This window comes from Sulfuriferula plumbiphila, assembly GCF_009938015.1.
Classification (GTDB): Bacteria; Pseudomonadota; Gammaproteobacteria; order Burkholderiales; family Sulfuriferulaceae; genus Sulfuriferula; species Sulfuriferula plumbiphila.
In genome coordinates this window covers 1,308,317-1,328,072 of record NZ_AP021884.1, presented here as the reverse complement: position 1 = coordinate 1,328,072, position 19,756 = coordinate 1,308,317, and the positions used below count along the sequence as shown (strand labels likewise).

At 59.6% G+C, this 19,756-nt stretch carries 14 protein-coding genes and 1 tRNA gene; 7 read left to right on the top strand and 8 right to left on the bottom strand.

The annotated features are described in order from the left end of the window. Positions 1–6 precede the first annotated feature (6 nt). Genes GZH91_RS06985 through GZH91_RS06975 form a run of 3 tightly spaced genes read right to left on the bottom strand, consistent with a single transcriptional unit; the run spans position 7 to position 7,597 of the window. Positions 7–3,102, bottom strand: coding sequence for an efflux RND transporter permease subunit (locus tag GZH91_RS06985; protein ID WP_147072668.1), 3,096 nt, complete (start codon positions 3,100–3,102; stop codon positions 7–9). Beyond that, positions 3,099–6,272, bottom strand: coding sequence for an MdtB/MuxB family multidrug efflux RND transporter permease subunit (locus GZH91_RS06980; RefSeq protein ID WP_223264541.1), 3,174 nt, complete (start codon positions 6,270–6,272; stop codon positions 3,099–3,101). The genes GZH91_RS06985 and GZH91_RS06980 overlap by 4 nt, the downstream gene beginning before the upstream one ends. Beyond that, positions 6,269–7,597: an efflux RND transporter periplasmic adaptor subunit gene (locus GZH91_RS06975; RefSeq protein WP_147072670.1), complete on the bottom strand. Its 1,329-nt coding sequence runs from the start codon at positions 7,595–7,597 to the stop codon at positions 6,269–6,271. The genes GZH91_RS06980 and GZH91_RS06975 overlap by 4 nt, the downstream gene beginning before the upstream one ends. Before the next feature lie 261 nt (positions 7,598–7,858). On the opposite strand from GZH91_RS06975, the gene hrcA reads away from it, so the two are divergent. The 6 genes from hrcA to GZH91_RS06945 all read left to right on the top strand — a co-directional run bounded on the left by hrcA (position 7,859) and on the right by GZH91_RS06945 (position 14,474). Beyond that, on the top strand, positions 7,859–8,878 hold the full coding sequence (gene hrcA, locus GZH91_RS06970; protein ID WP_147072672.1) for a heat-inducible transcriptional repressor HrcA: 1,020 nt from the start codon (positions 7,859–7,861) through the stop codon (positions 8,876–8,878). A 35-nt stretch (positions 8,879–8,913) separates the two neighbouring features. Next, complete coding sequence (gene hemH, locus GZH91_RS06965) at positions 8,914–10,020, top strand: ferrochelatase (protein WP_147072674.1); 1,107 nt, start codon at positions 8,914–8,916, stop codon at positions 10,018–10,020. A 279-nt stretch (positions 10,021–10,299) separates the two neighbouring features. Then, complete coding sequence (gene glgC / locus GZH91_RS06960; protein WP_161984202.1) at positions 10,300–11,580, top strand: glucose-1-phosphate adenylyltransferase; 1,281 nt, start codon at positions 10,300–10,302, stop codon at positions 11,578–11,580. Between the two features lie 31 nt (positions 11,581–11,611). Further along, entirely contained in the window at positions 11,612–11,809 is a 198-nt protein-coding gene (locus GZH91_RS06955) for a hypothetical protein (RefSeq protein WP_161984201.1), read from the top strand. Between the two features lie 701 nt (positions 11,810–12,510). Continuing rightward, positions 12,511–13,557 (top strand): NAD(P)-dependent alcohol dehydrogenase, encoded by a 1,047-nt coding sequence (locus GZH91_RS06950; protein ID WP_147074613.1) that lies wholly within the window; start codon positions 12,511–12,513, stop codon positions 13,555–13,557. Positions 13,558–13,589: 32 nt separating this feature from the next. Then, positions 13,590–14,474, top strand: coding sequence for an NAD(P)-dependent oxidoreductase (locus GZH91_RS06945; RefSeq protein ID WP_147074597.1), 885 nt, complete (start codon positions 13,590–13,592; stop codon positions 14,472–14,474). Between the two features lie 337 nt (positions 14,475–14,811). Here GZH91_RS06945 and GZH91_RS06940 read toward each other — a convergent pair whose 3' ends face one another. The 5 genes from GZH91_RS06940 to GZH91_RS06920 all read right to left on the bottom strand — a co-directional run bounded on the left by GZH91_RS06940 (position 14,812) and on the right by GZH91_RS06920 (position 19,099). Continuing rightward, positions 14,812–15,291: a carbohydrate-binding protein gene (locus GZH91_RS06940; protein ID WP_147074598.1), complete on the bottom strand. Its 480-nt coding sequence runs from the start codon at positions 15,289–15,291 to the stop codon at positions 14,812–14,814. A gap of 87 nt (positions 15,292–15,378) precedes the next feature. Beyond that, a complete protein-coding gene (locus GZH91_RS06935; RefSeq protein WP_147074599.1) occupies positions 15,379–15,888 on the bottom strand; it encodes a DUF1993 domain-containing protein in 510 nt (169 codons plus the stop codon). A 734-nt stretch (positions 15,889–16,622) separates the two neighbouring features. Next, a tRNA-Thr gene (locus tag GZH91_RS06930) sits at positions 16,623–16,698 on the bottom strand. A 55-nt stretch (positions 16,699–16,753) separates the two neighbouring features. Then, positions 16,754–18,415 carry an ABC1 kinase family protein gene (locus GZH91_RS06925; RefSeq protein WP_147074600.1) on the bottom strand — a complete coding sequence of 554 codons (1,662 nt, stop codon included), beginning with the start codon at positions 18,413–18,415 and terminating at the stop codon, positions 16,754–16,756. A gap of 30 nt (positions 18,416–18,445) precedes the next feature. Next, the gene (locus GZH91_RS06920) at positions 18,446–19,099 is read right to left on the bottom strand and encodes a DUF6781 family protein (RefSeq protein ID WP_147074601.1); all 654 of its coding nucleotides are present in this window, start codon (positions 19,097–19,099) and stop codon (positions 18,446–18,448) included. Positions 19,100–19,200: 101 nt separating this feature from the next. Here GZH91_RS06920 and GZH91_RS06915 point away from each other — a divergent pair, with 101 nt between their 5' ends. Next, positions 19,201–19,716, top strand: a complete 516-nt coding sequence (locus GZH91_RS06915; protein ID WP_147074602.1) for a C40 family peptidase — start codon at positions 19,201–19,203, stop codon at positions 19,714–19,716. The last annotated feature ends 40 nt before the right edge of the window (positions 19,717–19,756 follow it).

Genomic DNA, 19,756 nt, shown 5'->3' with positions numbered 1-19,756 from the left:
GGCAGTTCAGGTAGGCAAGGAACGTGGAAAGAGACGCTGCCAGCGGCTCAGGCTCCACAGGCGCAGGCGGTCGAGTTCCAGATAAATCACCGGCGTCGTGTAGAGGGTGAGCAACTGGCTGAAAATCAGTCCGCCGGCAATCGAGATGCCCAGTGGCTGGCGCAACTCCGCGCCGTTGCCGGTGATGAAGGCCAGCGGCAGTGCGGTAAACAGCGCCGCCAGCGTCGTCATCAGAATCGGGCGCAGGCGCAATGTGGCCGCCAGGCGGATGGCTGCACGCGGTTCCAGGCCCTGTTCGCGTTCGGCCTGCAGGGCAAAGTCGATCATTAAAATGGCGTTTTTCTTGACGATGCCAATCAGCAGGAACACGCCGATCAGCGCGATGATGCTGAATTCGGAACCGGCCAGCAGCAACGCCAGCACCGCGCCCACGCCGGCTGGCGGCAGGGTGGACAGAATGGTCAGCGGATGGATGGTGCTTTCGTACAGCATGCCCAGCACGATGTAGATGGCCAGCAGCGCAGCCATCAGGTACAGCGGCTGGTTTTTCAGCGTGTCGGAGAAGAGTTGCGCGGTGCCCTGAAAACCGCCGTGAATTTCGCTGGGCAGGCCGATTTCCGCCAGCGTCTGGTCGATTTTTGCCTGTGCCTGCGACAGCGACACGCCTTTGTCGAGATTGAACGAAATGGTCGAGGCGGCGAACAGCCCCTGGTGGTTGACCGTCAGCGGCGTGTTGCCGAGCTCATAATGGGCCAATGCAGACAGCGGCACGCGCTGGCCGCTGGCGCTGATCACATAAATATCGTCCAGCGCCGACTGTTGCTGCTGGTACTGTGGCGCGGCTTCCATCACTACGCGGTACTGGTTCAGCGGGGCATAAATGGTCGACACCAGACGCTGGCCGAAGGCGTCGTTCAGCGTCTGATCGATCAGGCTCACAGGGATAGCGTAGCGTGCCGCCGCGGCGCGGTCGATGACCAGCTTCAGCTGCAGCCCGCTGCTTTGCTGATCGGTATCGACATCGCTGAGCCCGGCAATCCCGCGGAACGCTGCAAGCACCCTGGGCTCCCATAAGCGCAGCGCATCCAGGTCGCTGGCCTGCAGGGTGTATTCGTATAGCCCGGTCGAGGGACGCCCGCCGGCACGGATGTCTTGCACGGGGAACATCGACACCCGGGCACCGGGCACTTTGGACAGGTTCATGCGCAACTGTTGCATGATGGTCATCACGCCTGCACGCTGGCTTTCCGGCTTGAGCGTCATGAACATGAAGGCGCTGTTGGTTGAGCCCCCGCCGGTAAAGGCCACGACGTTTTCCACGCCCGGGTTTTTGCGCACGATGGCGACGATGCGCGTGAGCTTGACACTCATGTCCTGAAACGACACCGACTGATCGGCTTGCACATTGCTCACCAGGAGTCCCGTATCCTGGGTCGGGAAAAAGCCCTTGGGCACGATGGTGTACAGATAGACGTTGAGCGCGATGGTGGAAAAAAACACCAGCAGCATCAGCCTGGGGTGGGCCAGTGCCCCGTCCAGGCTGCGCGCGTAGCCGCGCACTACCGCATCCCAGCCGCGCGCCAGTGCCGGGCGGTGCAGCGGCTGTCCATCCGTCGGCGGCGCATGCGGACGCAGCCAGCGCGCTGCCAGCATCGGCGTCACCGTCAGCGACACCAGCAGCGAGATGGCGATGGCGATGGTGAGGGTGACGGCGAATTCGTGAAACAGCCGGCCGATGATGCCGCCCATGAACAGTACCGGAATGAACACCGCGACCAGCGACAGGCTCATCGACAGTACGGTGAAACCCATTTCGCGCGCACCCAGCAGGGATGCCGCCATGGGACGCATGCCGGCTTCGACATGGCGCATGATGTTTTCCAGGACTACGATGGCGTCGTCCACGACAAAGCCGGTCGCCACGATCAGCGCCATCAGCGACAGATTGTCCAGGCTGTAATCGAGCAGCCACATGGCGGCGAAGGTACCGATCAGCGACAACGGCACGGCAATGCTGGGGATCAGCGTGGCGCGCCAGTCGCGCAGGAACAGCCACACGACGGCCACCACCAGTAGCACCGACAGGATCAGGGTGTTTTCCACCTCCTTCAACGAAGCACGGATCGTGGTGGTGCGGTCCAACATGATGCGCACCTGGATGGCGGCCGGGATCGACGCTTCCAGTCCGGGCAGCGCCGCCTTCACGCCTTCCACCGTATCGATGATGTTGGCGCCGGGCTGGCGAAAGATGATGATCTGCACCGAGGGATCGCCATTGGACAATCCCATGTTGCGCGCGTTTTGTGTCCCTTCGTAGACGCGGGCAACTTGATTCAGAGGGACTGGCGCGCCGTTTTTATAAGCGACGATCAGGCGCTGATATTGTTCCACTGTGGACAACTGATCATTGGCGCCGACCTGCCAGCGCTGTTCACTGTCTTCCACCACGCCCCTGGGCGCATTCACATTGGCGCTGGCGATCGCCTGGCGCACCTGTTCCAGCGCCACGCCGATGCCGTTGAGCTGCGGCACATCCAGCTCCACGCGCACCGCCGGCAACGCCGAACCGCCTACCGTCACCTGACCGATGCCGGACAGCTGCGAAATCTTCTGCCCCAGCAGGGTCGAGGCGGCGTCGTACATCTGTCCGCGCGTCAGGCTGGCGGAGGTGAGCGAGATAATCATGATGGGCGCGTCGGCCGGGTTCACCTTGCGATAGGTCGGGTTGCCGGTGAGCCCGCCAGGCAACAGCGTACGGGCTGCGTTGAGCGCGGCCTGCACCTCGCGCGCCGCGCTGTTGATATTCTTCGCCAGATCAAACTGCAGGATGACACGGGTGGAGCCGAGCGAGCTCGACGAGGTCATCTGGGTAATGCCGGCAATGCGCCCCAGCGAGCGCTCCAGCGGGGTAGCCACGGTGGCGGCCATCACGTCCGGGCTGGCGCCCGCCATACTGGCCTGTACCGTGATGGTGGGAAAATCCACCTGCGGCAATGGCGCGACCGGCAGCAGGCGAAACGCCATGATGCCGGCCAGCAATACCGCCAGCGCCAGCAGCGTGGTGGCCACCGGGCGGCGAATAAAGGGGGCGGACAGATTCACCCGCCACCCTCCTCGGGGGCAGCGCTGGCGGCACTGCCGAAACGCCGTATGCGCCAGTTCTCCCAGCGCGTCGCCAGCCGGTCGAACGCCAGATAAATCACCGGCGTGGTGAACAGCGTCAGCAATTGCGACAGCAACAGGCCGCCCACCAGCGTGATGCCCAGCGGCTGGCGCAGCTCGGCACCCATGCCTCCTCCCACCACCAGCGGCACCGCGCCGAACAGCGCGGCAAACGTCGTCATCAGGATCGGCCGCAAGCGCAAACGTGCCGCCTGCAAGATGGCGTCAGGCGCATTCAGTCCCTGGCGGCGCTGCGCATCGAGCGCAAAGTCCACCATCAGAATGGCGTTTTTCTGCACGATGCCGATCAGCAGAATGATGCCGATGATGGCGATCACGGTCAGGTTGTGGCCGCTGAACATCAACGCCAGCAAGGCGCCAATGCCCGCCGACGGCAGCGTGGACAGAATGGTGATGGGATGGATGTAGCTTTCATACAGCACGCCCAGCACGATGTACATCGTGCCTACCGCGGCCAGCAGCAGCCACAGCTGGTTGGACAGCGCGGCCTGGAAGGCTGCCGCCGCCCCCTGGAAACTGATGGCTACCGAAGCGGGCAGCCCGGCCTGCTGCGCCGCATCCTGGATGGCGCTCACCGCCGCGCCCAGGGACGCGCCCGGCGCAGGCTGGAACGACACCAGCGCGGCCGGGAACTGACCGAGATGGTCGATGGCCAGCGCCGTGGTGCGCTGCTCGATATGGGCGATGGCCGCCAGCGGCACCGTCTGGCCGCCGCTGGTGCCGATATAAATATTGTTGAATGCCGCCAGCCCGGGCGCCTCGGTGGATGCGGCCTGCAGCACGACGCGATATTGTGCGGACTGGGTGAAGATGGTGGACACCAGGCGCTGGCCGAAGGCACTGTAGAGCGCGCTGTCGATGGCGCTCATGGTGATGCCCAGGCGCGCGGCGGCGTCGCGGTCGATGTCCACATAGGCTTGCAGGCCATGGTCTTGCAGGTCGGTGGTCACCCCGGCCAGTTGCGGCAGCTTGCGCAGTTGCTCCATCAGAGTATGGGTGGATTGCGCGAGCTGTTCGGCGCTGGTGGCTGAAAGGCTGAACTGGTAGGGATAACGGCTGACCAGATCGTCGATGCTGAGATCCTGCACCGGCTGCATGAATAATTCGATGCCGTCCACCTGCGCCGCACGATGCTGCAAGCCGGCGATGATAGTCCCGACGCGCTCGGCGCGTTGATTCAGGGGCTTGAGGCTGATCAGCAGGCGGCCGTTGTTCAGGGTGGTGTTGGTGCCGTCAATGCCGACGATGGACGAGATGCTCTGCACCGCCGGATCCTGCGCCAGCGCTTCCACCAGCGCCGCCTGGCGCCGCCCCATGGCGCTGAACGAAACATCTTGCGGCGCGGCGGTGATGCCCTGGATCAGCCCGCTATCCTGCACCGGGAAAAACCCCTTGGGGATCGCCACGTACAACGCCACCGTCACCAGCAGGGTGAGCAGCGCTGCGCCCAGCACCGCAGGCTGGTGGCGCAGCACCCACACCAGGGCGCGCGAATAGCCGTCGGCCAGACGCTCGAAGGCACGCCCGCTGGCGCGGGAAAAACGTCCCTGTTTTTCCTCCGGAACATGGCGCAGCATGCGCGCACTGAGCATGGGCGTGAAAGTCAGCGACACCGCGGCGGAAATCACGATGGCCACCGCCAGCGTGATGGCGAATTCGCGGAACAACTGGCCTACCACATCGCCCATGAACAACAGCGGGATGAGCACGGCGATCAGCGAGAAGGTCAGCGAGATGATGGTGAAGCCGATCTGGCCCGCACCCTTAAGCGCGGCCTGCAGCGGCGGCTCGCCGGCCTCGATGTAGCGCGCGATGTTCTCGATCATCACAATCGCGTCGTCCACCACAAAGCCGGTGGCGATGGTCAGCGCCATCAGGGTCAGCGTGTTGACGGAATAGCCCGCCAGGTACATCACGCCGAAGGTGCCCAGCAGCGCCAGCGGCACCGCCGTGGCCGGAATGAAGGTGGCGCGCGCGCTGCGCAGGAAAACAAAAATCACCGCCACCACCAGCCCCACCGCCAGCAGCAGCTCGAATTGCACGTCGGCAATCGCCGCGCGTATGGTCACGGTGCGGTCGGACAGCACCGTCAGCTGCGCGGCACCGGGCAGGCCTTGCTGCAAACCGGACAGCAGCTCGTGAATGCGATCGACCACCTGGATCACATTGGCGCCAGGCTGGCGTTGCACATTCAGCACAATGCCCGGCCTGCCGTTGACCCACGCGGCCTGCCAGGCATTTTCAGGCGCCTGCTCCACCGTGGCCACGTCGCCCAGACGCACCGGCGCACCCTTCTGGTAGGCAATGATCATGTCGCGATACGCCTCGGGCGACTGCAACTGGTCGTTGGCGTCGATGGTAAACGCGCGCTGCGGCCCGTCGATGCTGCCTTTGGGGGTGTTGACGTTGGCGCCGCCAATCGCGCTGCGGATATTGTCCAGGCTCAAGCCCAGCGCGGCCAGCGCACGCGCATTCACTGCGACGCGCAGCGCCGGCCTGTGCCCGCCTGACAGGGTGACCATGCCCACCCCCGGCACTTGCGACAGCTTTTGCGACAGGCGCGTGTCGGCCAGGTCATAGAGCCGGGTCAGCGGCAGGGTGGCGGAGGTCACGCCCAGCGTGATCACCGGCGCGTCGGCCGGATTGATCTTGGCGTATACCGGCGGCGACGGCAGGTCATTGGGCAGAAAGCTGCCGGCCGCATTCATCGCCGCCTGCACCTCCTGCTCGGCCACGTCCAGCGGCAGCAACAGATCGAAGCGCAGGGTGATGACGGAAGCGCCACCGGAACTGACCGACCACATCTGCGCCAGCCCCGGCATCTGGCCGAACTGGCGCTCGAGCGGCGCGGTGACCGAGGAGGTCATCACCTCCGGGCTGGCACCGGGATAGAACGTGGTGACCTGGATGGTGGGGTAATCCACTTCGGGCAGCGCCGCCTGCGGCAGCAGCCGGTAGCCGATAAACCCGGCCACCAGCACCGCCAGCATCAGCAGTGTGGTGGCGACAGGCCGCAGAATAAACAGCCGCGACGTGCTCGGGCGCTCAGCCGCTGCCGCCAGCGCATCGCCGGTGGGCGGCGTGCTCACGGTGTCCTGCCCTGGCCTGCACCTTGCTGACCGGCACCGTGCCTGCCCCTGGCTTGACCTGCGTTGGTGTTGTCTCCGGTGTGTGCCGCCACGATGCGCACCGCGCCACCCGCACGCAGCCGGTCCAGCCCATCGGTCACGACTTTTTCACCGGCCTGCAGGCCGGACGCGATCACGGTCAGCCCGGCATCGCTGACGCCGGCTGTGACTTTGCGCACCGCCACTTTGCCATCCGCGTCCACCACATACACATAGGTGCCGGGCACCCCCACCGCCACCGCGGATGAAGGCACGACCACTGCCTTATCGAGTGTGGCCACGCGCAGCCGCACATTGACGAACTGGTTGGGATAGAGCGTCAACGCCTGGTTGGCGAATTCAGCCTTGAGGTTGAGTGTGCCGGTCGCGGTGCTGATCTGGTTGTCGGCGGCCAGCAGCTTGCCGCTGGCGAGTCGCGCGCTGTTGCGCGCATCCCAGGCCTCCACGAGGGGCGCTTTGCCGGCGTACAGGTGTTGCAGCACCGGGCCGATTTGCTGCTGGGGGATGGCAAAGGTTACGGTCACCGGTTGCACCTGCGCCAGGGTGACGATGGGGGTGGCGCTGCCGCCCACAGCAGTGCCGCTGGCCGATTGCGCACCTGCGCCGATGGCGCCGCTGGTGTTGACCATGTTGCCGGCGTCCACCGGACGCAGCCCGGCCAGGCCGGATACCGGCGCGATGATGCGGGTATAAGCGAGTTGCAGCCTGGCGTTGTCCAGTGCCGCGCGGTCGGCGGCCAGCGTCGCCGTATATTGCGCCACCAGCGCTTTCTGGTCATCCACCTGCTGATGGGCAATCGAATCCTGCGCCTGCAGGGTTTGATAACGGGTCAGGTCGAGCCTGGCGCCGTCAAGCTGCGCCTGGTCGCGCATGACCACCCCTTGTGCCTGCTCTACTGCGATCCGGAACGGTCGCGGATCGATCTGGGCGAGCAATTGTCCGGCCTTGACCATCTGGCCTTCGCGGTAATGTACGCTTTGCAGCAGGCCGCTCACGCGCGGCATCACGTTCACATAGCTGCGCGGCGTGACCGTACCGAGTGCAGTGAGCCACACTGGAACCGGCTGGATGCGGGCAATGGCGGCAGTAACCGGTATCGGCCCGCTGGCGCCGCGCTTTTTATCTGTAGAAGCATGCTGGGCAACGCTATTGTGTCTCGCCCCCCACACCACCAGCCCGACGACGATGGCCAAACCGGCCACTATCAGAGCGCCGCGAAACCGGCGCCGGTCATGCTGCGTGGGGGGAGGCGTGGAAGCGGGTGCGGGCTGAGTGGGCGTGTTCACAGATTATTTTCCGTTGATCGCGTTCAAGGATGGGGGAATGGATTTCGATACGGCTAGCGGCTCAAATTTCAAATTCAGGATGGTAGCACTCCATCTTGATTTTGCTTGTCTAATGCAATGCATGGTAGAGCCGTTAATACGGGAAAAGTGCTCAACCGCAGAGAATACGGGGAAAATTGAATTGAATTCATGTTTTTTCGCATTATTATGTATTTGATCAAATGATGAATTATCCGGGGCTCCCTTGTACAATCGCCAATCATGCTGACTGAACGCGCTCAAATTCTGCTCAAAACCCTGGTCGAACGCTATGTTGCGGAAGGCCAGCCGGTAGGCTCGCGCACGCTGTCCAAGTATTCCGCGCTGGACTTGAGCCCGGCTTCCATCCGCAACGTCATGGCGGATCTGGAAGACATGGGCCTGGTGACCAGCCCGCACACTTCGGCCGGGCGCGTCCCAACGGCGTTGGGTTATCGTTTTTTCGTGGATACGCTGCTCACCATCCAGCCGCTCAACAGTATGGAAATGAGCCAGCTGGAGGAACAGCTGCACACAGACGACCCGCAGCGGCTGGCCGCGAACGCCTCCCAGCTGCTGTCCGACCTGACCCGCTTCGCCGGGGTGGTAATGGTACCGGGACGGCGCAGCACGGCATTCCGCCAGCTTGAATTTATCAGCCTGTCGGAAAAACGCATCCTGCTCATTATCATCACCGCGGAAGGCGAAGTGCAGAACCGGGTATTGCTCACCGACCGGGCCTACACCCCATCGGAACTCACCCGCGCGGCCAACTTCCTCAATCAGAATTACGCCGGCAAAACCTTTGCCGACGTGCGCCGCCTGATGCAGGACGAACTGCAGCAACTGCACCAGGACATCAACGGCCTGATGAATCTGGCACTGACTGCCGGCAGCGCGGCGCTCGCCCCCAACCGCGACGATCTGGTCATGTCCGGCGGACACAATCTGCTCAAGGTCAATGAGCTGTCCTCCAACATGGAGCGGCTGCGCAAACTGTTCGACATGTTCGAACAAAAAACCTCGCTGATGCAATTGCTGGACATCAGCCAGCGCGCCCACGGAGTACAGATATTCATCGGCGGCGAATCCGAAGTGGCGCCGCTGGACGGCTGCAGCGTGGTCACCGCCCCCTACAAAGTCAACGGCGAAATCGTCGGCACCCTGGGCGTGGTCGGCCCCACCCGCATGGCCTACGAGCGCATCATCCCGATTGTGGACATCACCGCCAAGCTGCTCTCCAGCGCCTTGTCCTTTCATTGATGGCGGCTGCCATCGTTTTCTGATGTCCTGATCCCATGCCGAAATATCTGACCGAACCTGCCCATACTCATGGCAACATTGCCAAAACCGGCATCCTGCTGATCAACCTGGGCACCCCCGACGCTCCCACCAAACCGGCGCTCAGGACGTATCTGAAAGAGTTCCTGTCCGACCCGCGCGTGGTGGAAATCCCGCGCGCCATCTGGTGGCTGATCCTGAACGGCGTGATCCTCAACATCCGCCCGAAAAAATCCGCCGCAAAATATGCCAGCATCTGGACCAGCGAAGGCTCGCCGCTGCGCTTTCACACCGAAAAACAGGCCAAACTGCTCAAGGGCTGGCTGGGCGAGCGCATTAAATCGCCCCTGGTGGTGGAGTACGCCATGCGCTACGGCAATCCCTCCGTGGCCGATGCCATGGATCGCCTCGGCGGGCAAGGCTGTGACCGCATCCTGGCGCTGCCGATGTACCCGCAATACGCCGCCAGCAGCACCGCCACCGCGTTCGATGCGGTGTATCGCATTTTGCTGGCAAAACGCAACCAGCCCGCCTTGCGCACCGTCCGGCATTATCACGACGATCCCGGCTACATCGCCGCGCTGGCTGCCAATGTGCGCGACTACTGGATGCGCAACGGCCGCCCCGAAATGCTGGTGATGAGTTTCCACGGCGTGCCGCGCTACAGCCTCGACAAGGGCGATCCCTACCATTGCGAATGCCAGAAAACCGCACGCCTGCTGGCCGAGGCGCTCGGGCTTGCCAAGGAACAGTACCGGGTCACCTTCCAGTCGCGCTTCGGCCGCGCCGAGTGGATCAAACCCTACACTGCCGCCACCCTCGAAGAACTGGGCCGCGTCCACACAAAACGGGTGGACGTGGTATGCCCCGGCTTCGTCTCCGACTGCCTGGAAACCCTGCAGGAAATCGCCATGGAGGTCAAACAGGAATTTCTCACTGCCGGCGGCGGCGACTTCCACTATATCCCGGCACTCAACGAACGCCCGGAGTGGATCGCCGCGCTGGGCGAACTTGCGCTGGCCAATTTGAACGGCTGGGTATCGCCACAATGGGATGGCGCACAGGCAGTACAGCATGCGGAATCCAGTCACGCCCTCGCCATCGCGGCAGGGGCGTCTGCTTGATCAGGCGAATATCAAAATAAGCTTCATCATCGAGTTTTGTGAGTGAATGGCTCAGATGTGCCAATAACAGTCCGTCAGTCGGCATACACAAAATTCATCCCAGCCGTATTCGCGGCCTGATGGACGAATCGAAAAACCTCATCTTCGTAAAAAATCTAACGGAAAAGCTGCTCGGATTTTCATCTCAATGCTGGAGAAAAATCGGTCGATGATTCGCACTCGCTCGGTTTGCTACGCTATATTGAAATTAACTATACCACCAAAAAAAAGGAGCCTGCCGTGCAAAAATATTTGCCGCGCTTCGTCAGCCTCCTCACCAAGAATACCGTCGCGCTGATTCTTGCCGGTGGCCGCGGTTCCCGACTCAAACAATTAACTGACTGGCGCGCCAAGCCCGCCGTGCCGTTTGGCGGCAAGTTCCGCATCATCGATTTTCCGCTCTCCAATTGCCTCAATTCCGGTATCCGTCGCGTGGGCGTGCTGACGCAGTACAAGGCGCACTCGATGATCAAGCATATCCAGCGCGGCTGGGGGTTCTTGCGCGGCGAGTTCAACGAGTTCATTGAACTGTTGCCTGCGCAGCAGCGCGTTTCCGAGCTGGACTGGTACAAGGGTACCGCAGATGCGGTGTTCCAGAACATGGATATTGTGCGTAATTACGAACCCGATTATGTGCTGATACTGGCGGGCGATCACATCTACAAAATGGACTACGGCGAAATGCTGGCATGCCACGTGCGCCACGAGGCCGACATGACGGTGGCGTGTATCGAGGTGCCGATTGAAGACGCGCGCGCGTTTGGCGTGATGACCGTGGACGCCGATGAGCGCGTGGTGGGTTTTGCCGAAAAGCCGGATAACCCCAGCACCCTGCCCGGCAACCCGGAGCGCGTGCTGGTGTCCATGGGCGTGTATGTGTTCAACGCCCGCTTCCTCTACGAACAGCTGATTCGCGACGCGGATGATCCCGCTTCCGAACACGATTTCGGCAAAAACATCATTCCGCACCTGATCGATCGCTACCGCGTCTACGCGCACAGCTTCAAGGACAGTTGCATCGGCAGCCTGCCGGGCAGCGAGCCCTACTGGCGCGATGTGGGTACGGTGGATGCCTATTGGGCGGCCAATCTGGATCTGGCCAACATCACGCCGGAACTCAATCTGTACGACAGGCAATGGCCGATCTGGACCCACCAGGAACAGCTTCCCCCCGCCAAATTCGTGTTCGATGATGAAGAGCGGCGTGGCGTGGCGCTCGAAAGTATGGTATCGGGTGGCTGTCTTATCAGCGGCGCCACGGTGCGCCGCTCGGTGTTGTTTTCCAATGTCCAGGTCCACAGTTTCGCCACGGTGGAAGACGCCGTGGTGCTGCCCAACGTCGACATTGGCCGACATGCCTGCCTGCGCCGCTGCGTGATCGACAAGGACTGCAAGATACCCGAGCGCCTGGTGGTGGGGGTGGACCGCAAGGAGGACGAACGGCGTTTTTATGTGACCGAAAACGGCATTACCCTGATTACGCCCGGCATGCTCGGCCAAAACCCACACCAGATACGTTGACGTTATAGAAAATCCCATTTTCCAGTTTCTGTTGCACGTTCTGTCCAGCGGCTTTCACCGCATCCGCTACTCAGGGCTGGTCACCAATCGCGGGCACCGCGATAACCTCGCGCGGGCACGTGAGCTGCTGCACGCAGCACCCGGCGCCGCTGCGGCACCCAATGGTGCTGATGCGCCGCCCGAATCCATCCAGCAACCTTCGTCTGCCCGGACAGTGGTGCGGCGATGATCATCGTCATACCTTTGCGCGCGAACAACCGATCCGCACACCACCCGGGCATCGAGGCACACCATGAGCACAGGCGCTTTTCGATACTCAAACCGCCAGCCAACGCTCCAGCGGCCAGAGCCGATACGGGAGGCTTTGCCTTACGCTGCGATAACGCCGTTCCCAGCCCGGCGCGACACCAAAAAATCTGGCGCATCAGCTCCGGCACCGGGTACCTGAGCGATGTCGCCGTCCGGCTGATCCATCTGATCGCCACGTCAAGCCGGCGTGCGGCCCTTCAAATCCCCCTAGTTTGTAGCCTGATTGACCACCACGAACCATCCCGTGGTTTCCTCCCCCGAGGCTTGTCCGACGCCTGCCCAGTGAGCTCTGCCGAGTCCGGATAGTTCTGCGGCTGAGGGCAGGTGTCGGACAACCCTTAAACAGGAGCGGCCGGTCGCATAGCCAGTGATCGATTAGAAACACTCTCAAATTCTTTTCATGTTTTCATTGGGAACTATAGCTAAACGCCCTATGCCTGAGAGTAGATAAAGATTGCGGCCATACTTCCGAATTTTCTGTGAGGCGTATGGCCTTTGCTTGTGTTCCTTATGGGATAGACTGATCCTGCTCCCAATCTTGCTCGGTCTCTTGGAGCGGCACTGCCGCTTGATGTGTTCTTTATCGTACAAATGAATGATGTTAGCCTGGAGAAACTCAAAATGATTAAAAGCAAAGCATACGCTGCACACAGTCCATCGAGTCCACTGACCCCTTTTGAAATCCATCGCCGTCATCCCGGCCCCGAAGACGTACAGATCGACATCCTGTTTTGCGGTGTCTGCCATTCTGACCTGCATACGGCCCGCAACGAGTGGGCAAACACACTGTACCCTTCCGTGCCAGGCCATGAAATCGTCGGTCGAGTGGTCGCCGTGGGAGATAAGGTAAAGGGTTTTAAGGTGGGCGACCTGGCAGGTGTGGGTTGTATGGTCGATAGTTGCGGGCATTGTCATCCTTGTGATGAGGGCGAAGAACAGTATTGCGAAAGCGGTTTTACGGGTACCTACAATGGTCCGGTCTTTGGCGGTGAGAATACTTTCGGTGGTTATTCCCAGACCATAGTCGTCAAGGAATCCTTTGTTCTGCGCATCCAGCATGACGAGAAGGATTTGGCAAGTGTGGCGCCGCTTCTGTGTGCGGGCATCACCACTTACTCGCCGCTGCGACATTGGAAAGTGGGCCCAGGCAAGAAGGTGGGAATAGTCGGTCTCGGCGGGCTCGGGCACATGGGCGTCAAAATCGCCCACGCCATGGGGGCCTATGTGGTGCTGTTTACCACCTCCCCCGGCAAAATCAAGGATGGCAAACAGCTAGGCGCCGACGAGGTATGCATCTCCACGGACCCAGAGCAAATGGCAGCTCACGCCAACCAGTTCGATTTTATTCTGAATACAGTCGCGGCTCCCCATAACCTGGATGCCTATCTGCAACTCCTCAAGCTCGATGGCACCATGACGCTGGTAGGTGCTCCGGCAGAGCCGCATCCTTCTCCTAATGTGTTCAACCTCATTTTCAAGCGCCGCCAGCTGGCCGGATCCCTGATAGGAGGAATTCGCGAAACGCAGGAGATGCTCGACTTTTGTGCCCAACACGGCATTGTCTCGGATATTGAACTCATCAACATGGACTACATCAACACCGCCTACGAACGGATGATCAAGAGTGATGTGAAATATCGTTTCGTCATCAATATGGCGAACTTATAGAAAGCAGCAGTTTTAATTTTAGGAGAAGAACGGTGAAAACGGGATTTATCGGGCTGGGGAAAATGGGCGCAGGCATGGCCTCCCGCCTGTGTCAGGCAGGATACGACCTTAGCGTATACAATCGGTCTGCTGAACGCCTGCAGCCGCTGATTGCTCAAGGTGCAAAAGCGGCGACAACTATCGCTGAAGTTTGCGATGCCGATGTGGTTTTTACCATGCTGGCAAATGATACCGCACTGAGTGAGGTGGCACTGGGCCCTTCAGGGATTCTGGAACATCTCAAGCCCGGGGCCATACACGTCTCCTGCAGCACGGTGAGCGTCGCTTTATCGGCACAGCTTGCTCATGCCCACGCTGAAAAACAGCAGGGTTTTATTGCTGCTCCCGTATTCGGCAGGCCGGATGCAGCCGCAGCAGGTAAGCTTTTCATGGTCGCGTCGGGCAAACCTGAACTCATCACAAAGATCCAACCGTTGTTGGACATTCTGGGCCAGCGTACTTTCATCGTGTCGGATGATCCTGAAAAGGCCAATCTGGTGAAGTTGAGTGGCAATTTCCTGATCGCTACGGTGATCGAGTCGCTGGGTGAGGCCATGGCTCTGGTGGAAAAAGGAGGCGTGGATCGGCACCAGTATCTCGATCTGCTGACCTCCAGCCTGTTCAATATTCCTCTGTACAAGAACTATGGCGCCATGATCGCTGATCGCCATTTTGAGCCCGCCGGGTTTGCCGCTCATCTGGGTCAAAAAGATATGCGACTGGTTCTGGCTGCAGCAGAAGAGTTAAAGGTGCCCCTGCCTTTTGCCAGCATTTTGCGCGATCGTTTCCTGAAACTCATGGCTCATGGCGGTGATCATCTCGACTGGTCAGCCGTAGGCAGCCTTGCGGCGAAAGATGCGGGGATTATTTCTAGTTGAGGGTGCTTGGAATTCTAAAACCGGGTTTCTTTACTGTTGCGGCCTCCGGTTACTGAACTCGGGCGCGAGTCTCAGTGGATTTTATAATTTCGACAAGTACAACCATCCACGCTTTTCAACTGGCCACGGTCTAAAGAATGCGGATATGACAAACCAGTTTCCATCTTATGTTGGCTATCAATTGACTTGGTCGTTTCCCGATATTCACCACAAGTATCGTCATTGGAGACGGACGGTCTTGGCCTGCATAATTGATCCGGCCAGAAAATGCCTGAATGTCGGGAGTGGATCGAACTGAGCCAGTTGGACAGGCAGTGTCAGAACGGAACTTTACCAATTAGGCGATCCGCAGCTGCGCAAGGGAGGCATAGGCATAGACATTTGCGCCGCTTATATCCGGGGTAATGCACAGTTCAAGCACCGTGAGCCCGGCAAGTTCGACGTGATAATCTTCCGTCTGCGAGGTTGCCCCCGTGGGGCTGAAGTTCCACTGCTGACGCACCACCTCTCGGAACGATTGCCCGCCATCGGCAGACCAGCGCAGGACATACTCCTGCGTACGCGCGATGACGGATTCCACGAAACTCAGTCTGATCCGGCGGATCAGTTGCGGATGCTCAAGGAAAAGCCTAATCGCCTGCTTTCCTGGTTCTGCGGCGCGCCAGCCCGGGCCTCTACCTGGCAGCAAAGCAAGCTCAATGGGGTACTCGGCGTCTTCCGAGGTAAGTTCCACCTCTGCAAAATCCTCAGTATTCAACCAGTCCTGCTCCGAAGGCAACGGGGCTTGCTGAACAGTAGCAGTCAATCGTTTACGCATTCGTAATCACCCCATCAGGACTTTGAGCAATTGTGGCTAACTCCGCGTAGCAGCCATGTAGAGTAATTTCTATAGCCACGTGATGCGTTAGGAAATCTTGCCCAAGAAATCCTGTTTGCCGATTTCCACGCCGTTATGCCGCAGAATGGCGTATGCAGTTGTGACATGGAAATAGATATTGGGGAGCACGTAATCGAGCAAGTAGGGCATACCCTTAAAGGTGAGCGTCCTGTCGTGCATAGGCAGCGAAATGGTTTTATCCTCAGAACCATCTATTTGCTCAGGCTTGAACGTTTCAAGCAAGGCAATCGTCTTGTCGATACGTGCCACCAGTTCCGGAAAGGTGGATTCGTTGTCTTCATACTTCGGTGGCTCCCTACCTGCAAGGCGCGAAGCGGCGCCCTTGGCGTTGTCTGTTGCAATCCGGACTTGACGCGAGAGTGGGAGCATGTCCGGATAGAGACGTGCGTTGACCAGAACCGAGGGGTCGATCTTCCTGGCCTCGGCGTGTGCGGCGGCTTTCTCGAGAACCGCCCGCAAGTTAGTCAACGCACGGAGAATGGGCGGGACTGATGCCAGATACATGGAAATAGACATGGTGGTTTCTCCTGGAAGTTATAGTTCAGTATCTCGCTTGACGGATGGCAGGCAATGTCAAATCGCCAGCGTCTGGCAATCAAGTATGGGCTGCCTTTTATAGGGTTTCATCTTGGCGCTCTTTGCATTGCTTGCAAATCCAGCGTTGGTGCAATTTGTCCTCCGAGACTATCTGTATTCCTCCGATTGATGGGCAGAAGTGCTTGCACTGAGTGCAAAACTTGTCTCCCGCCTGCCGGGGCATCCATCGTTCCGATATTTTAGTCAAGGTCTGCCTAACAGGGCACTGGGTTTTCCATCATAGGCTTCGCATCTGTAAACGGCTAGTGAGTTTTCCCATCACATCGGACAGCGCTCGTAAGTGGACGTTGTTGGCACCAGCGAGCGCCAATGCCTGTTATCCGCGTCCGAGGCTGTTTCCATGACGATTTGGTTCGCGTCACAAAACCCTCCCGCATTTACCAATCCCGCCAACCTACAGTCGCCAGCTGGGCAACTCGACCCTCGCAATGCCTGGGCTTGCGGTCGAGTTGCCCACAGGTACAGCACCGTGGATAAGTGTACAACTGCTAACACAAACGCGCTGGCTGCCACAGCGCACCCCAAGCAACTAAAAACAATTTGGGACAGTGTTGGGACAGTGACAGGCAACAAATAGGGAGAAATGGATACAGATATAGTTTACTACAAACAAGAATATTGTTAACTAAGTTACTGTTTGTTAGTATTTATTCTGGTGCCGGCAAGAGGAGTCGAACCCCTGACCTGATGATTACAAATCAACTGCTCTACCAACTGAGCTATGCCGGCGTAGGCGCGAATTATAGGAGGTATGGTGCTCTTGGTAAACGGCAAATTATCTGGATTAATGCTTGCCTGAGCGCCAGATCGAGAATATCACCCAGATGCTGTTTAAAAACGCCAACAGAAAACCAACTATGCCGAGGAAACGCCAACCCGGAACAGTCATGACAATGGATGAGCCGATGATCAGGGCGGCAGTGAGGATGCCCATGGTGATGCGGCTGCTGGCACGGTCGAGTTGATGCCCAAACTGGTCGAGGCGTTTCAGGTCCAGGTCAATGCGCAGGCGCCCGCGGCGGGCCTCGCGCAATAATTTTGCCATGTCCCGCGGCAGGCCGGAGACAACTTCCAGGGCCTCTTTGAGATTTTTGCGGCCACGTTTGATCAGTGCAGCGGGCTGGTAGCGCTCGGCGATCACCCCACGTACGAAAGGGGTGAGATGATCCACCATATGAAAATGCGGATCGAGCTGCTGGCCGAGTCCTTCCAATGTGATCAGCGCCTTGAACAGCAACGTCAAGTCAGCAGGAAGCACGAGGCCATTCTCGCGGATGATGGCGGTGATGTCGGTGAGCAAGGGACCAATTTTTATATCCTTGAGTTGCAGGTTGTCGTAGCTGAATACCAGCTCCGACACATCGCAACCGAGCTTGGCCTCGTCCACCTCGCCATCGCCGGTCCAATCCATCAACACAGCCAGCATCCCCTCCTCGTCCTTGCGCGCCAGTGCGTCGAGCAAATTCACAATCTGGTTGCGGCGGTATTCGGTGAGCCGCCCCACCATGCCGAAATCAATCATGCCGACACGGTTGCCGGGCAAGTAGATGACATTGCCGGGATGCGGGTCGGCATGAAAATAGCCGTGCACCAGGATCATTTTCAGCACCGCATCGGCACCGCGCGCGGCCAGCACCGGCAAATCCAGCCCGGCGGCGCGTACCTCGCCCAGACGGGTGCCCGGGATACCAATCAGCTCCTCCTGCACGTTGAGTATTTCGCTGGTGTAATCCCAGTACACCCTGGGGATATGCACGGTTTCATCATCAGCAAAATTGGTGCGGAAACGCTCGATGTTGTGGGCTTCCATCAGGAGGTCAAGCTCGCGTCGCAACGAACGCCGGAACTGCGCCAGCATCATCACCGGCTGATAACGGTGTGCGTCGGGTATCTCGTGTTCGGCCAGACGGGCGATGTGCTGCATGATGCGCAGATCGGCTTCGATTTTTTTCTCGATGCCGGGACGCCGGATCTTGAGGATGACCGGTGTGCCGTCCTGCAATTTTGCCCGGTGCACCTGCGCCATCGAGGCGGCGGCAAACGCATCGATATCCAGTTCAAGAAATATTTCGGTGGCAGGCAGGCCCAGTGCAGTTTCGAGATGTGGCGCCAGTTCTGCGAACGGCACGGGCGGCACTTTCGATTGCAGCTTTTCGAATTCCGCAATCCATGCTGGCGGGAATACATCTACACGCGTGGCAAACAACTGCCCGAGCTTGATGAAGGTGGGGCCCAGTGCCTCCATCGCCAGCCGAATGCGTACTGCGGGTTCAAGCTGGTCGATTTCGGAAGTGGTCTGCCAGTGCAGGATACGCCCGGCGCGCTCCAGTATGGTACCGATACCCAGTGCGCGCACCATGTCGCCCCAGCCGTAGCGGATCATGATGGTGGCAATTTCGTGCAAGCGCGGCAGGTCGCGCACGACGCCGATAGTCTCCCAAAGCATAATTTATGGTTGTTGATCCAGCGGGTTGGTTTACTTTGCCTTGTTGCGCAGCGCCTCGCCTGCGCCCGTCAACAGGCCGCTGGCAAACAGCGCCACGCGACCGGCTAGCTCCCGGGCGCCAAGCTCGGCGCTGATTTTACCCGAATGCGCAGCAGCACGCAGCGTGGCGACAAGCTGCGTGAGGGTATCCAGCGCCTGTCCGCCAGCGTCTGATCCGGTAGTTTTGAGGTGGGCAACGATACGGTTCATTTCCGCCTTGAGCGTGCCTGCGCTGGTGCCGGCAGTCTGGCGGATTGCGTCGATCAGCGAATGTTCCAGATCACGTAGCGTTTGCAGCGATTGCTTCAATTCGCCCGCGCGGAATTCCCTGCCGCTGGCAAGCGTTTCTTCGATCATCAGCTGTATGGACTGGGCAAACCTGGCCAGTGCCTGATCCATGCCGCTCACCGCTGCGCGCAGCGATTGCGCGATATCGCCGCCGCGTTCAGCCAGCCCAAGATTGACACCGGCACTTACTGCCGCCAGCACCGCCTGGATCTCGGCTGCATTCAGGCTTCTTTGCTCGATCGCCCGCAGCGTAATTGCATGGACGCGTTCGCCGATATCCATTCCGTCCGCACCAGCCTGCCTGGCCTCTTGCTTGATGGTTTCCAGCGTCGCTGCAGGGATAGCATGTTCATCCATGACGCGCTCCTTCAACGTGCCAAATACGATTTGATATTAGCTGTTAATCTACAGGGGTGACGGTTTTTTCTTTACCAGCGTGCAAAAATTCATTAAATTTCATGTCCATGCGCATTATCTTTTTCTTATTGGTCAATTTGTATCTCGCCGTGTTCCATCCGGTGTATGCGAATGACGCTGCCAGCGACTCGGTCTCTGCACACGCTGCCGTGGACGGCGAGCGCGCTGATTTGCTGTTCTACGCGGTGAGTCTGATCGGTACCGCTTACAGGTATGGTGGGAACTCACCGCAAACCGGCATGGACTGCAGCGGTTTTGTGCGCTACGTGTTCAGCAATGCAGCAGGCTTGCAGTTACCTCGAAGTGCGAGCGAAATCAGCATGACGGGCGAAAGCGTAGACGAGCAAGACCTGCGCCCGGGCGATCTGGTTTTTTTCGACACCATGAAGCGCGCGTTTTCGCATGTAGGCATTTATCTGGGCGAACATCGCTTCATCCATGCCTCCAGCAGTCAAAGCGGCAACATCATGATTTCTGACATGCACGAAAAATACTGGTCACAGCGCTTTGAAGGGGCGCGCCGACTGCTCAGTCTGCCACTGCCGGGCAATCCCTGACTTCATCTGCCCGCTTTAATGCACACACTCCCGCCCCCCT